Annotated in this window: 12 protein-coding genes; 10 read left to right on the top strand and 2 right to left on the bottom strand. The window is 65.7% G+C overall.

The window, feature by feature from the left end; genetic code table 11:
- Positions 1 to 104: 104 nt before the first annotated feature.
- From ACOOE1_RS09330 to ACOOE1_RS09295, 8 genes are all read left to right on the top strand, one after another.
- Positions 105 to 2,399, top strand: a complete 2,295-nt coding sequence (locus tag ACOOE1_RS09330; RefSeq protein WP_420406077.1) for a bifunctional salicylyl-CoA 5-hydroxylase/oxidoreductase — start codon at positions 105 to 107, stop codon at positions 2,397 to 2,399.
- On the top strand, positions 2,396 to 3,142 hold the full coding sequence (locus tag ACOOE1_RS09325) for an SDR family NAD(P)-dependent oxidoreductase (protein WP_420406076.1): 747 nt from the start codon (positions 2,396 to 2,398) through the stop codon (positions 3,140 to 3,142). Before ACOOE1_RS09330 ends, ACOOE1_RS09325 begins: the two co-directional genes overlap by 4 nt.
- Positions 3,139 to 3,591 carry a MarR family winged helix-turn-helix transcriptional regulator gene (locus ACOOE1_RS09320; protein WP_420406075.1) on the top strand — a complete coding sequence of 151 codons (453 nt, stop codon included), beginning with the start codon at positions 3,139 to 3,141 and terminating at the stop codon, positions 3,589 to 3,591. The genes ACOOE1_RS09325 and ACOOE1_RS09320 overlap by 4 nt, the downstream gene beginning before the upstream one ends.
- Positions 3,588 to 4,400, top strand: a complete 813-nt coding sequence (locus tag ACOOE1_RS09315) for an enoyl-CoA hydratase family protein (RefSeq protein ID WP_420406074.1) — start codon at positions 3,588 to 3,590, stop codon at positions 4,398 to 4,400. The genes ACOOE1_RS09320 and ACOOE1_RS09315 overlap by 4 nt, the downstream gene beginning before the upstream one ends.
- Positions 4,400 to 5,539 (top strand): acyl-CoA dehydrogenase family protein, encoded by a 1,140-nt coding sequence (locus ACOOE1_RS09310; RefSeq protein WP_420406073.1) that lies wholly within the window; start codon positions 4,400 to 4,402, stop codon positions 5,537 to 5,539. The genes ACOOE1_RS09315 and ACOOE1_RS09310 overlap by 1 nt, the downstream gene beginning before the upstream one ends.
- Positions 5,540 to 5,543: 4 nt before the next feature.
- Positions 5,544 to 7,157, top strand: a complete 1,614-nt coding sequence (locus ACOOE1_RS09305; RefSeq protein WP_420406072.1) for an AMP-binding protein — start codon at positions 5,544 to 5,546, stop codon at positions 7,155 to 7,157.
- A 302-nt stretch (positions 7,158 to 7,459) separates the two neighbouring features.
- Positions 7,460 to 8,395: an aldo/keto reductase gene (locus ACOOE1_RS09300; RefSeq protein WP_420406071.1), complete on the top strand. Its 936-nt coding sequence runs from the start codon at positions 7,460 to 7,462 to the stop codon at positions 8,393 to 8,395.
- A complete protein-coding gene (locus ACOOE1_RS09295) occupies positions 8,396 to 9,055 on the top strand; it encodes a DUF6064 family protein (protein ID WP_420406070.1) in 660 nt (219 codons plus the stop codon).
- Here ACOOE1_RS09295 and argE read toward each other — a convergent pair.
- Together argE and ACOOE1_RS09285 are read right to left on the bottom strand one after the other, a co-directional pair.
- Positions 9,046 to 10,209, bottom strand: coding sequence for an acetylornithine deacetylase (argE, locus tag ACOOE1_RS09290; protein ID WP_420406069.1), 1,164 nt, complete (start codon positions 10,207 to 10,209; stop codon positions 9,046 to 9,048). The genes ACOOE1_RS09295 and argE overlap by 10 nt on opposite strands.
- 6 nt (positions 10,210 to 10,215) lie before the next feature.
- Positions 10,216 to 11,415 carry a M24 family metallopeptidase gene (locus ACOOE1_RS09285; protein WP_420406068.1) on the bottom strand — a complete coding sequence of 400 codons (1,200 nt, stop codon included), beginning with the start codon at positions 11,413 to 11,415 and terminating at the stop codon, positions 10,216 to 10,218.
- A gap of 148 nt (positions 11,416 to 11,563) precedes the next feature.
- Here ACOOE1_RS09285 and eutB point away from each other — a divergent pair, with 148 nt between their 5' ends.
- Both eutB and ACOOE1_RS09275 read left to right on the top strand, forming a co-directional pair.
- Positions 11,564 to 12,586, top strand: a complete 1,023-nt coding sequence (gene eutB / locus ACOOE1_RS09280; RefSeq protein ID WP_420406067.1) for a hydroxyectoine utilization dehydratase EutB — start codon at positions 11,564 to 11,566, stop codon at positions 12,584 to 12,586.
- A complete protein-coding gene (locus tag ACOOE1_RS09275) occupies positions 12,579 to 13,571 on the top strand; it encodes a cyclodeaminase (RefSeq protein WP_420406066.1) in 993 nt (330 codons plus the stop codon). The genes eutB and ACOOE1_RS09275 overlap by 8 nt, the downstream gene beginning before the upstream one ends.
- Positions 13,572 to 13,578: the final 7 nt, after the last annotated feature.

Here is a 13,578-nt window from a genome sequence, read left to right as displayed (position 1 = left end):
TCAGAGGCTCCAGAAATATTTCAAACTTGAAATTTAAACCTTGAAACATTTCCGGCGGAGTGAAATCCTTTCTCCTGTCGACCGAACTCGGCGGAGCCACACCCATGAAGATCGTATGTCTCGGCGGCGGGCCCGCGGGCCTCTATTTCGCCATTTCGATGAAGCTGAAGGATCCGGCGCACGAGATCACCGTGATCGAGCGCAACCGCGCGGATGACACCTTCGGCTGGGGTGTCGTTCTGTCGGACGAGACGCTCGACAATCTGAAGGCCAACGATCCGGTCAGCGCCGAGGCGATCCGCGCGCATTTCGCCTACTGGGACGACATTGCCGTGCATTACCGCGGCACCTGCACGACGTCCTCGGGCCATGGTTTCTGCGGTATCGGCCGGATGAAGCTGCTGCTGTTGCTGCAGCAGCGCGCCCGCGAGCTCGGCATCGAGATGCGGTTCGAGACCGAAATCGACAGCGCGGCTGGCTACATGACGGAGTACGACCTCGTCGTTGCCGCCGACGGGCTGAATTCCAAGACGCGCAACGAGTTCGCGGAAAGCTTCCGACCGGAGATCGAGACCCGCGCCTGCAAGTTCGTCTGGCTCGGCACCCATCAGAAGTTCGACGATGCCTTCACCTTCATCTTCGAGGAGACCGAGAAGGGCTGGGTCTGGGCGCACGCCTACCAGTTCGACGAGGATACAGCGACCTTCATCGTCGAATGCTCCGAGGAGACGTGGAACGCCTACGGTTTCGGCGACATGACCCAGGACGAGAGCATCGCCGTCTGCGAGGAAATCTTCCGCGCTCATCTCGGCGGCCATACCCTGATGTCGAACGCCCGGCACCTCCGCGGCTCCGCCTGGCTGAACTTTCCGCGCGTTCTCTGCGAGAAATGGTTCCACGAGAATGTCGTATTGCTCGGCGACGCTTCGGCGACGGCGCATTTCTCCATCGGTTCCGGCACCAAGCTCGCCTTCGAGAGCGCCATCGCGCTCGCCACCTACCTTCATTCCGAGCCGACTCTGGAGGGCGCCTTCACAAGGTATCAGGAGGAGCGCCGTGTCGAGGTCCTGCGCCTGCAGTCGGCGGCGCGCAACTCGACCGAATGGTTCGAGGAGGTGGAGCGCTATCTCACGCTCGATCCGGTGCAGTTCAACTACGCGCTGCTCACTCGCTCGCAGCGCATCAGCCACGAGAATCTCCGCCTGCGCGATCCGGACTGGCTGGCATCCGCCGAGACCTGGTTCCAGAGACAGGCTGGCGCGGGAGCGAGTGCGCCGCACAGGGCGCCGATGTTCGCGCCATTCAGCCTCCGGGATATGAGCCTCGCGAACCGCGTCGTGGTCTCGCCGATGGCGCAGTACAAAGCGGTCGACGGCTGCCCGACGGACTGGCATTTCGCGCATTACGCGGAACGCGCCAAGGGTGGCGCCGGCCTCGTCTATATCGAGATGACCTGCGTCTCGCCGGAGGGGCGGATCACGCCGGGATGCCCCGGCTTCTATGCCCCGGAGCACGAGGCGGCCTGGCGGCGGCTGACCGATTTCGTCCATGCCGAGACCGAGGCGAAGATCTGCGCGCAGATTGGCCATTCCGGGCGGAAGGGCTCGACCCAGCTCGGCTGGGAGGAGATGGACGCGCCGCTGAAGGAGGGCAACTGGCCGCTGCTCTCCGCGTCCGCCATTCCCTGGTCGCCGGAGAACGCCGTGCCGAAGGAAATGGACCGGGCCGACATGGACCGCGTGCGCGACGAATTCGTCGCCGCGACGGAGATGGCGGCCCGGGCGGGTTTCGACATGGTCGAGCTCCATGCCGCCCACGGCTATCTGATCTCGTCCTTCATCTCGCCGCTCTCCAACCGGCGGACGGACGAGTATGGCGGTGGTCTCGGGAACCGGATGCGCTATCCGCTCGAGGTCTTTCATGCCATGCGGGCCGTATGGCCGGACGAGAAACCGATGTCGGTCCGCATCTCGGCCAACGACTGGGCGGGCGATGACGGGGTGACGCCGTTGGAGGCGGTGGAGATCGCGAGGCTCTTTGCCGCCGCGGGGGTCGACATCGTCGATGTTTCGGCGGGCCAGACCTCGGTTGAGGCGAAGCCGGTCTATGGCCGCATGTTCCAGACTCCCTTCTCCGATCGGATCCGCAACGAGGCGCGCGTCGCGACCATGGCGGTCGGCAATATCTACGAGCCGGACCATGTGAACTCGATCCTGCTCGCGGGCCGCGCGGATCTCGTCTGCCTCGCTCGTCCGCACCTCGCCGACCCCTACTGGACGCTGCATGCGGCAGCGGCGCACGGTGACCGCGGGATCATATGGCCGGCGCCCTATCTCGCCGGACGCGACCAGCTCTACCGGCTGGCGGAGCGGGCCGCTGCGACGGAGATCCGGGTATGAGTCTCGACGGAAAAACCGTGCTCGTTACCGGCGGCGGCAGCGGGGTCGGTGCCGACATGGCGGTGAAATTCGCCGAGGCCGGCGCGCGCGTCGTCATCGCCGGACGGCGGATCGACGCGCTTGAGGCGGTTGCCGGACGACATCGCGCGATCTCTCCATGCGCCGCCGACGTCACCGGCGAACAATCCGTTGCGGATCTCTTCAAGGCGGCGGGGCCGGTCGATATCGTCATCGCCAATGCGGGCATGGCCGAAAGCGCTCCTTTCGTGAAGACGAGCCTCCGCGATTGGAACCAGCATCTCGCGGTCAATCTCACCGGCACCTTCCTGACATTGCGCACCGGTTTGCTGCAGATGAAAGGTCGGACCTGGGGGCGACTCATCGCCGTCGCGTCGACCGCCGGCCTGAAAGGCTATCCCTATGTCTCCGCCTACACGGCGGCCAAGCACGGGGTCGTCGGCCTCGTCCGCTCCATCGCCCAAGAAGTCGCGCGGAGCGGCGTGACCGCAAACGCGCTCTGCCCCGGCTTTCTCGATACCGAGATGACCGAGCGCAGTATCGCCAATATCGTTGGGAAGACCGGCGCCTCTCCGGAAGAAGCGCGGGCACGGCTCGCGGCGAACAACCCGCAGGGCCGTCTGATCGCTCCGGCAGAGGTCAGCGCCGCCGCACTCTGGCTTTGCGGGCCTGGCTCCGAAGGGGTGAACGGCGAGGCGGTTTCGATCAGCGGAGGCGAGATTTGAGCGAGGTCGACAATGCCCGCAAGGCCCGGCTCCGGCTCTGGCTCGGGCTGCTGCGCACCACGCGCTTTGTCGAGAACGCGCTGCGCGAGGAAATGCGGCTCGCCTACGGCCACACCCTGCCGCGCTTCGACGTGCTCTCGGTACTGGAGCATAGCGGCACGGGCCTGCAGATGAGCGAACTCTCGCAGCAGCTCATGGTCTCCAACGGCAACGTCACGGTGATTGTCGAACGGTTGGTGCAGGACGGGCTGGTGGAGCGGGTGCCGGTTGCGGGGGACAAGCGCGCCACGCTGGTCCGCCTGACCCCGGTCGGCCGCCAGGCTTTCGCCGAGATGGCCGCAGCGCACGAAAGCTGGGTCGACGGATTGCTCGAAACCATCCCGCCGGCGGATGCGGAACTGATCGCGACCCGGCTCAAGGACATCCGCAGGAAGGGAGGAGGTCGATGACCCCTATGGCCGGACTGGAGCCGAAACATTTCCTCTGGCAGGTGGAAGACAGGGTCGCGACGGTGCGGCTCGACCGGCCGGACCGCAAAAACCCGCTCACCTTCGAGAGTTACGCGGAGCTGCGCGATACGTTCCGCGCGCTGCCCTATGCGGACGATGTCGACGCCGTGGTCTTCGCCTCCAATGGCGGGAACTTCTGCTCCGGCGGCGACGTGCACGACATCATAGGCCCGCTGATCGGCATGGACATGAAGGGACTGCTCGCTTTCACCCGGATGACCGGCGATCTCGTCAAGGCAATGATCGGCTGCGGCAAGCCGGTGATCGCGGCGGTCGACGGGATCTCGGTCGGCGCCGGCGCGATCGTCGCCATGGCCTCCGATATCCGCCTCGGCACGCCCGAGGCGAAGACCGCCTTCCTTTTCACCCGTGTCGGTCTCGCCGGCTGCGACATGGGCGCCTGCGCCATCCTGCCCCGCATCATCGGTCAGGGGCGGGCGGCGGAGCTGCTCTATAGCGGCCGCTCCATGAGCGCCGAGGAAGGTCTCGCCTGGGGCTACTTCAACGCCTTGCACGCAGCGGAGAAACTGGAGGAGGAGGCGATGGCCTTCGCCCGGCGCCTTGTCGCCGGACCGGTCTTCGCCCACGGCATCACCAAGACCCAGCTCAACCAGGAATGGAGCATGTCGCTCGAACAGGCGATCGAGGCGGAAGCGCAGGCGCAGGCCATCTGCATGCAGACGAAGGATTTCGAACGCGCATATAAGGCCTTCGTTGCAAAGGAAAAACCTGTTTTCGAGGGCAACTGATGGCGGATACGAGCTTCCTTTCCTGGCCATTCTTCGAGGAGAAGCACCGGGAACTCGCGGAAAGACTGGAGAACTGGTGCGGGGAGAACCTGCCGGCGGATCACGGTGATGTGGATGCGGCCTGCCGCGGACTGGTCGCGGCGCTTGGCGAGGCCGGGTTCCTGAAACTGAGCGGTGCGGAGGAGGGTGAAAAGCTCGACGTGCGTTCGCTCTGCATCCTCCGCGAGACCCTGGCGCGACATGACGGTCTCGCCGATTTCGCCTTCGCCATGCAGGGGTTGGGGATGGGCGCCGTTTCGCTCTTCGGGACGCCGGAGCAGCGGGAATGGCTGAAAAAGACCCGCGCCGGCGAGGCGATTTCCGCCTTCGCGCTGACCGAGCCCGCCTCGGGCTCCGACGTCGCCAATATCACGACGGAGGCGCGGCGCGACGGCAACCATTTCGTCCTCGATGGCGAGAAGACCTGGATCTCCAATGGCGGCATCGCCGATGTCTACGTGGTCTTTGCCCGCACCGGAGAGGGACCCGGCGCCAAGGGCCTCTCCGCCTTCCTTGTCCCGGCCGACACACCCGGCTTCGAGATCGCCGAGCGCCTGGAGGTGATCGCCCCGCATCCGCTGGCGCGTCTGAAATTCAACGATATGCGCCTGCCGGCGGACACGATGATCGGCGAGCCCGGTGCGGGTTTTCGCATTGCCATGTCCGTGCTCGACATTTTCCGCGCGACCGTCGGCGCCGCCGCCCTCGGCTTTGCGCGCCGGGCACTGGAGGAGAGCCTGAAGCGGGCCAGGGAACGCGAGCTCTTCGGCGCGCCGCTCGCCGAACTGCAGATGGTGCAGGGCCATATCGCCGACATGGCGCTCGGCGTTGATGCAGCGGCACTGCTGATCTACCGCGCCGCCTGGACCAAGGACATGGGAGCGGCGCGGGTCACGCGCGAAGCCTCGATGGCCAAGCTCTACGCGACCGAGACGGCACAGCAGGTGATCGACCAGGCGGTGCAGCTGCATGGCGGCGACGGGGTGCGCAAGGGAACCATCGTGGAGAGCCTCTATCGCGAGATCCGGGCGCTCCGCATCTACGAGGGGGCGAGCGATGTGCAGAAGATCGTCATCGCCCGGCAGGCATTGGGGAGCTGACATCATGCTGGGACCGAGCGGGCATATCGATACCTTCACCCGGGACAACCTGCCGCCGGCGCCGCAGCAGCCGCATTATCTGCTCGAGGGTTTTCCCTATCCGGAATATCTGAATGTCGGCAAGGTCCTGACCGACGACATGGTGGCCAAGGGGTTCGGCGACAACGTGGCGCTGATCGGCAACGGGCGCCAGCGCACCTACAAGGAACTGACCGACTGGACCAACCGCCTCGCGCATGCGCTGGTCGAAGATTACGGCGTCAAGCCGGGAAACCGGGTGCTGATCCGGTCCGCGAACAACCCGGCGCTGGTCGCCTGCTGGCTCGCAGCGACCAAGGCCGGGGCGGTGGTGGTCAATACCATGCCGATGCTGCGTGCGGGCGAACTCTCCAAGATCGTCGACAAGGCGGAGATTTCCCTCGCGCTCTGCGACACCCGGCTGATGGACGAACTGGTCGCCTGTGGCAAGGGCAGCAAGTTTCTGAACGCAGTCATCGGCTTCGACGGCACCGCCAATCATGACGCGGAACTCGACCGCATCGCCCTTGGCAAACCGGTGCGGTTCGAGGCGGTGAAGACCGGGCGCGACGATGTCGCCCTGCTCGGTTTCACCTCAGGCACCACGGGCGCACCCAAGGCGACGATGCATTTCCACCGCGACCTGCTGATGATTGCTGACGGTTATGCCAAGGAAGTGCTGAACGTTACGCCGGACGATGTCTTCGTCGGCTCGCCGCCGCTCGCCTTCACCTTCGGGCTCGGCGGGCTCGCCATCTTCCCGCTGCGCTTCGGCGCGACCGCCACATTGCTTGAAACCGCCTCGCCGCCGAACATGATCGAGATCATCGAGAGCTACAAGGCGACCGTCTGCTTCACCGCGCCGACCGCCTACCGGGTCATGCTACGGGCGATGGAGGAAGGGGCCGACCTCTCCTCCCTGCGCTGCGCCGTTTCCGCCGGGGAAACCTTGCCGGCGCCGGTTTTCGAGGAGTGGATGAAGAAGACCGGCAAGCCGATGCTGGACGGCATCGGCTCGACCGAGATGCTGCATATCTTCATCACCAACCGCTTCGGCGACGCGCGGCCGGCCTGTACCGGCAAACCGGTCTCGGGCTACGAGGCGAAGGTGGTGGACGAGGCGATGAAGGAGGTACCGCGCGGCACCCCCGGGCGGCTTGCGGTGAAGGGGCCGACCGGCTGCCGCTATCTTGCAGACGAGCGGCAGGCGAACTATGTGCGGGACGGATGGAATATCACCGGCGATACCTTCGTCCAGGACGATGACGGCTATTTCCATTTCGCCGCCCGCAATGACGACATGATCGTCTCGGCCGGCTACAACATCGCAGGACCCGAGGTCGAGGCGGCCCTGCTTGCCCATCCCCATGTCGCGGAATGCGCGGTGGTCGGCGCCACGGACGCGGAGCGCGGGCAGATCGTCGAGGCGCATGTCGTCTTGACGGAGGGGATCGAGCCCTCGGATGCCGAGGCGGAGCTCTTGAAGGCGCATGTGAAGGCAACGATCGCACCCTTCAAATACCCACGCTCGGTGGTCTTCACCGACGCCTTGCCGAAGACGCAGACCGGCAAGATCCAGCGTTTCCGGCTGAAGCACTGAAGAAGTCAGCGTGGCCGTTGTTTCGGTGCGCCGGGGCCGGCGCGACGTGAGGGGGCTCAGGTTCCGTCAGGGCCGTATCCGTTCCCGTTCTGCCCTCGCCCGGTCTGCGCCAATATCCCTCAGCAGCTGGACCGGCAATTCACGCGGATGTTCGTCGTCGCGCCGGTCCCTCGGACAGCGCTTGAATCCACGCCTAAGGTAGAGCGGCGGGACCCCCCGAACCAGACGCGATTGGACAATGTCCGGCCGGTCATTCGTCTGAAGACTTGCCCCCGTCGGTCTCGCGGCCCAGATAGTCGGGTATGACCGAACCAAATCCCGTAAACAGGACAAACGGTCGCCGCCGGTTTCTGGCGGGCGCGGCGGCAGCGGTCGCGCTGCAGTCGCTGCCGGGCGTCGCGCGCTCGGCCGCCCCGCTGGTGCGCGTTATTCCGTCCACCGGCGAGACCGTTCCGGCCGTCGGGCTCGGAAGCTGGATCACCTTCAATGTCGGTGACGACCCGGTGATGCGCGCTTCCTCGGCGGCTGTGATGGAAGCCTTCTTCGCCGCCGGTGGCCGGATGATCGATAGCTCGCCGATGTACGGCTCCTCCCAGGAAGTCATTGGCGCCGGGCTGGAGAAGATCGGCAGGACCGGCGATGTCTTCGCGGCGGACAAGGTTTGGACCGGTGACACCGACGAGGGACCGGAACAGATCGAGCAATCGCGCGCCGACTGGCGGATACCGCGCTTCGACCTTCTGCAGGTACACAACCTTGTCGGCTGGGAGGCGCATCTCGATACGCTTGCGGGAATGAAGGAGGCGGGACGGCTCCGCTATCTTGGAATCACGACCTCGCACGGACGGCGGCACGATCTCGTCGAACGGATCATGACCTCCAGAAAGCTCGACTTCATCCAGGTGACCTATAATCCGGTCGATCGCGCGGTGGAAAACCGCATTCTGCCACTGGCGCGCGAACGCGGCATCGCGGTGATCGTCAACCGCCCGTTTCGCCGCGGCGGCCTGACGCGCCGTCTCGAGAACGTCAAGCTGCCGGCCTGGGCGCGGGAGACCGGGGCGGAGAGCTGGGCGCAGATATTGCTGAAATTCGTGCTGTCCGGGCCGGCCGTGACGATCCCGATCCCGGCAACGACCCGCCCGAAGCATGCGCGCGAGAATGTCGCGGCCGCCGCCGGTCCGTTGCCTGATCCGGCGACGCGAGAAAAACTCTCCGCCTTTCTCCGGGACCTTTGAATGGAGACCTGGCTGAGCTACAGCCCGGAGGACTTCCTGCTGTTCTCCGAGCGGGTCTACTGGCGGCTCTTCGAGTTGCACAACGCGGCGCTCTGGCCGGCCCAGATCGTCGTCCTGATCGCAGGCGGCGCGATGCTCCTGCTGCTGCATCGCCGGCCGGTCTGGTCCGGGCGCGCGACGGCCGCGATCCTGGGCTTTGCCTGGGTCATCTCGGCGCTCACCTTTCTGCCGCGCTATGCCTCCATCAACTGGCTCGCCGACGACCTTGTGCCGCTCTTCCTCTGTCAGGCCGGTCTGTTGGCAGTGCTCGGCATCTATTTGAACGCTTTCCGGCCCGCCGCAAGGATCAACCCGGTCGGCATCGCCGTCTGTGCTTACGGCCTGTTCCTGCATCCGCTCGTCGCGTTGGCGGACGGCCGTCCGCTTGCGGGAGCGGAACTCTTCGCACTGGCGCCGGATCCGACGGCCATCGTCACGATTGGTGCCCTGACGACGCTACGCGCGAACCTGTCGGTCCGGCTGCTTGCCGTGATCCCTCTGCTCTGGTGCCTTGCCAGTTGGGCGACGCTCGCGACGCTCGGCACCTGGGAGGCCTGGATCCTGCCGGGCGCAGTACTGGCCGCGCTGGTCTCATCCCTGATGCCGGATCGTCAGGCCTGAAGCTTGGACGTCAGTCTGCCGAGCATGGTCAGGCACTGGTCGATCTGGTCGAGGGCGATGAATTCGTCGGGCTTGTGGGCCTGCTCGATCGAGCCGGGACCGCATACTACGGTGGAGATGCCGAGGCGCTGAAACAGTCCCGCCTCGGTGCCAAAGGCGACCAGATCGGCGCCGTTTGCGCCCGTCAGTTCGGCGACGATTCGGAGCGCCTCGCTTTCCGGCACCGGTTCCAGTCCGTCAACCTCGCCGATGATTTCGGTGACGATTTCCGCGTCTTTCGAGACAGCGCGCATGGCGGGCAGCAGTTCGTCCTTCACGTAGGCCGCGATCTCGCGCTTCACGAAGTCCGCATCGGCGTTCACGACCGGACGCATTTCCCAGTCCAGTGTCGCGTGCCCCGGAATCACGTTGTGGGCGACGCCGCCGGCCAGCCGGCCGACCTGCAGCGTGGACCAGGGAGGGTCGAAGCGCGAACCCTCGGGCACCCTCGTCTTCAGCGTCTCGCGCAGTTCCATCAGGCGGGCGACATAACGCACGGCATATTCCACCGCGTTGACGCCAAGATCCGGTTGCGAGCCGTGTCCTTCCATGCCGGTGAAGGTGACGGTGTATTCGCAGCAGCCCTTGTGGCCTTCGATGATCCGCATCTCGGTCGGTTCGCCGATGATGCAAACCGCCGGCTTGAAGGGGAGCAGGGCGAGATCGTGCATCAGAGCCTGCGCGCCCAGGCAGCCGACCTCCTCGTCATAAGTGAAGGCGAAATGCACGGGCCGTTTCAGATCGGCCTTCGCATAGTGAGGCGCCATGGCGAGCGCGGCGGCAATAAAGCCCTTCATGTCGCAGGTGCCGCGGCCGTAGGCCTTGCCGTCCGCAATGCGCATCTCGAACGGATCGCTCGACCAGTCCTGGTCCTCGACCGGAACCACGTCGCTGTGACCGGAGAGCACGATACCGCCGTCCGTCTCCGGACCGATGGTCGCGAAGAGGTTGGCCTTGGCGCCGCTTCCGTCGCGATAGACCTTCACTTCCGCGCCGAGATCGCGGAGCCGGTGCGCCGCATAGTCGATCAGTGCGAGATTGCTGTCGGCCGAAACGGTTGCGAAGCCGATCAGGTCCTTCAGGATCGGGAGAGTGTCTTCTCGGGATGCCTGCATGGCCGTCTACGCGTCCTCCTTGACGAACAGCTTGCGCGGGACGTCGGCCAGGCATTCGGCAGGGCCGTCCTCGGTAATGCGGATGGTCTCGGTGATCTCGAGGCCCCAGTCGTCCATCCAGAGCGCCGGCATGAAGTGGAAGGTCATGTTCGGCTGCAGGACGGAGTTGTCGCTCGGGCGGATCGACATGGTGCGCTCGCCCCAGTCCGGCGGATAGGAGAGCCCGATCGGGTAGCCGCAACGGCCTTCGCGCTTCACGCCGTGTTTCTCGAGAACCGCGTAGAAGGCTCTGGCAATATCGCCGGTGGTGTTGCCGGCGCGTGCCGCTGCGATGCCGTCGGCGATGCCTTCGAGCACGACTTCCTCGGCGCGCAGCATGTCGAGCGGCGGCTGGCCGAGATGAATCGTGCGGCAAAGCGGAGCGTGATAGTGGCGATAGCAGCCGGCGATCTCGAAGAAGGTGGCCTGGTCCGGCTCCAGCTCGGCATCGTCCCAGGTCAGGTGCGCCGCGCTCGCATCCTTGCCGGTCGGGAGGAGCGGCACGATGGCGGGATAATCGCCGCCGAAGCTGCCTTCCTCGTCCACGCCGCCCATCAGCCCGGTACGGTAGATCTCGGCCACCAGCTCGTTCTTGCGCAGGCCCGGGCGCATCAGTTCGTAGATCGCGGCATGCATCTTTTCGACGATGCGGGCGGCCCGGCGCATGTATTTCAGTTCGGTCGGCGACTTGACGCCGCGCTGCCAGTTGACCAGACCGGTCGCATCCTCGATCTCGCCCTCATGGTTCTTGGTCAGAACGGAATGGGCGCGGGCGGAATAGTAATAGTTCTCCATTTCGACGCCCAGGGTCAGCGTGTTCCATCCCTGCTCGCCCAGCGTCTCGGCCAGATCCTCCATCGCGTGGCTGTCGGCGGCCATCACGTAGTCGTCCGAATAGCCGTGGATATTCTCCTCGGACATGTAGCAGGTCCGCATGGCGCCCTTCGCGTCCATCGCACGACCCCAGAAGATCGGCTCGCCCTCGGGGCCGACGATCACACCCTGGTGGACATAGAAGGACCAACCGTCATAGCCGGTCAGCCAAGCCATGTTCGAGGGATCGGAGACGAAGAGAACCTCGACCCCGGCCTTCTCCATGGCAACGCGGACCCTGGCGAGACGCTCGGCGTACTCATCGCGGGAAAACGGCAGCTTGACGTCAGGCATCTCGGGGATTCCATGGATGGCGTTGCGAAATCAGGAAGTTGCGGCGATTGAGCATCAACATCGTCGATTTGACAATCGTCGCCACATGTGGCCGATGCTGAAAAGAAAAAAGCAAAACTACTTGTCTCCTTCGGAAGGAAATTTGTCTGTGAGCGATTGGCGCCGGGAACTTTCGAGAGCGACGGTCGAAACGGCGCGTGCCGCGATCGCCGGAACCGCGTTGCAGACGCCGCTTGTGCCGTCGCCGTTTCTCTCGGCGCAGGCCGGATCGGATATCCTGATGAAACTAGAACTGGCACAGCCGGTCGGCGCCTTCAAGATTCGCGGTGCGGCAAACGCGATCGCGGCGCTCGGCGAGGATTGTCCGGGCGTCACCTGCTGCTCGACCGGCAATCACGGGCGCGGAGTCGCCTATGCCGCGAAGGCAAGGGGGATCCGGGCGGTTGTCTGCATGTCGGAACTGGTGCCGCAGGCGAAAGTCGAGGGTATCCGGGCGCTTGGCGCCGAGGTGCGGATCGTCGGTCGCTCGCAGGATGAGGCGGCGGAGGAGAGCCGGCGCCTGGTAGAAGAAGAGGGGCTGGCGGAGATCCCGCCCTTCGACGATCCGCTGGTGATCGCAGGACAGGGAACCATCGGGCTCGAGCTTCTCGAGACGCGCCCGGATCTCGAAACCCTCTTGATCCCGCTATCGGGCGGAGGCCTTGCCGCCGGAATCGCGCTTGCGGCGAAGGCGCTGAAGCCGTCGGTCCGGGTGATCGGGATTTCCATGGACCGGGGCGCGGCGATGTACGAGTCCCTGCAAGCGGGGCGAAACGTCTCTGTCGAGGAAGTGCCGAGCCTCGCGGATTCTCTTGGCGGCGGGCTTGGCGCCGAGAACCGGCTGACCCTGGATATGTGCCGCGACCTGCTGGACGGAGCGGTGCTGGTCTCGGAGGAAGAGATCTATCGCGCCATGCAGGCGCTCTATTACGAGGACAGGATCGTCTGCGAGGGCGGCTCCGCGGTCGGCGCGGCGGCCCTGCTCGCGGGCAAGTTGCCGCGGCTGTCCAGGCCGGCGGCGATGATCGTGACCGGCCGCAATCTCGACATGTCGGTGCATCACGACATCATGGCCGGGCGGTCCGTCCGGCTCGGAGACCTCACGCTCGAAGGGCGCCCCTATCATGCCTGACATCAAGATCCTGACCGAAGCCGATCTCCGGAGCCTCGTGAAGCTCGACATCGCGGCCGTCGATGTGGTCGAGAGCGCCTTCCGGGCGCTCGCGTCGGGCGAAGTGGTGATGCCGCCGATCCTCTCCATGGAAATTCCGTCGGCAAATGGCGAAGTCGACGTGAAGACCGCCTACATCCCCGGGTTCGACGGCTTCGCGATCAAGGTCAGCCCCGGCTTCTTCGACAATCCGAAGCTCGGCCTGCCGAGCCTGAACGGGCTGATGATCCTGTTTTCCGCCAGCACCGGACTGGTCGAGGCGCTGCTGCTCGACAACGGCTACCTGACCGATGTCCGGACCGCGGCGGCCGGCGCGGTCGCGGCGCGGCATCTGGCCCCGGAGACGGTGCATACCGCCGGCGTGATCGGTTGCGGCGTGCAGGCGCGCCTGCAGATCGAGGCGGCACGGCTGGTGCGGCCGTTCGAGAGGGTGCTGGTCTGGGGGCGGGACCCGGAGCGCGCAGCCGCCTGTGCCGCCGATCTCGGGAAGACGCTCGGTGTCGAGGCGCGGGCGGAGGCGGATCCGGCGAGGCTCGTCGCCGAGAGCCAACTCGTCGTGACCACGACGCCGTCGCGGGAACCGGTGCTGATGGCCGACTGGCTGCATCCCGGCCTGCATGTCACCGCCATGGGGTCCGATCAGCCGGGCAAGGCCGAGATTGATCCGGCCGCATTCGGTAGGCTCGCTGCCTATGTCCCCGACCGTCTGTCCCAGTGCCGGATCCAGGGCGAACTACGGGTCGCCGTCGCCGCCGGCCTGGTCGAGGAGGACCGGGAGTTCGCGGAACTTGGCGACATCGTTGCCGGCACGGCGCGGGGCCGGACCGGCGCGGGCGACATCACACTCGCGGATCTGACCGGCACGGGTGCGCAGGATACCGCGATCGCCTCCCATGCCGTCGCCCTTGCCGCCAGGGCCGGGGCCGGTACGGCGTTCGGTTCGTGAGATTGCG

Origin of the sequence: Nisaea sp. (assembly GCF_965216895.1) — a bacterium.
Lineage (GTDB): Bacteria > Pseudomonadota > Alphaproteobacteria > Thalassobaculales > Thalassobaculaceae > Nisaea.
Note: the sequence above shows the minus strand (reverse complement) of the source record. Positions and strands in the feature narration are given on the sequence as shown.

Excerpts from the sequence above, each read along its gene's own strand:
- ACOOE1_RS09300 (WP_420406071.1), top strand. The coding sequence starts at position 7,460 with ATGACCGAACCAAATCCCGTAAACAGGACAAACGGTCGCCGCCGGTTT.
- ACOOE1_RS09330 (WP_420406077.1), top strand. The coding sequence starts at position 105 with ATGAAGATCGTATGTCTCGGCGGCGGGCCCGCGGGCCTCTATTTCGCC.
- ACOOE1_RS09315 (WP_420406074.1), top strand. The coding sequence starts at position 3,588 with ATGACCCCTATGGCCGGACTGGAGCCGAAACATTTCCTCTGGCAGGTG.
- ACOOE1_RS09325 (WP_420406076.1), top strand. The coding sequence starts at position 2,396 with ATGAGTCTCGACGGAAAAACCGTGCTCGTTACCGGCGGCGGCAGCGGG.
- argE (WP_420406069.1), bottom strand. The coding sequence starts at position 10,209 with ATGCAGGCATCCCGAGAAGACACTCTCCCGATCCTGAAGGACCTGATC.
- ACOOE1_RS09285 (WP_420406068.1), bottom strand. The coding sequence starts at position 11,415 with ATGCCTGACGTCAAGCTGCCGTTTTCCCGCGATGAGTACGCCGAGCGT.
- ACOOE1_RS09310 (WP_420406073.1), top strand. The coding sequence starts at position 4,400 with ATGGCGGATACGAGCTTCCTTTCCTGGCCATTCTTCGAGGAGAAGCAC.
- ACOOE1_RS09305 (WP_420406072.1), top strand. The coding sequence starts at position 5,544 with ATGCTGGGACCGAGCGGGCATATCGATACCTTCACCCGGGACAACCTG.
- ACOOE1_RS09295 (WP_420406070.1), top strand. The coding sequence starts at position 8,396 with ATGGAGACCTGGCTGAGCTACAGCCCGGAGGACTTCCTGCTGTTCTCC.
- ACOOE1_RS09275 (WP_420406066.1), top strand. The coding sequence starts at position 12,579 with ATGCCTGACATCAAGATCCTGACCGAAGCCGATCTCCGGAGCCTCGTG.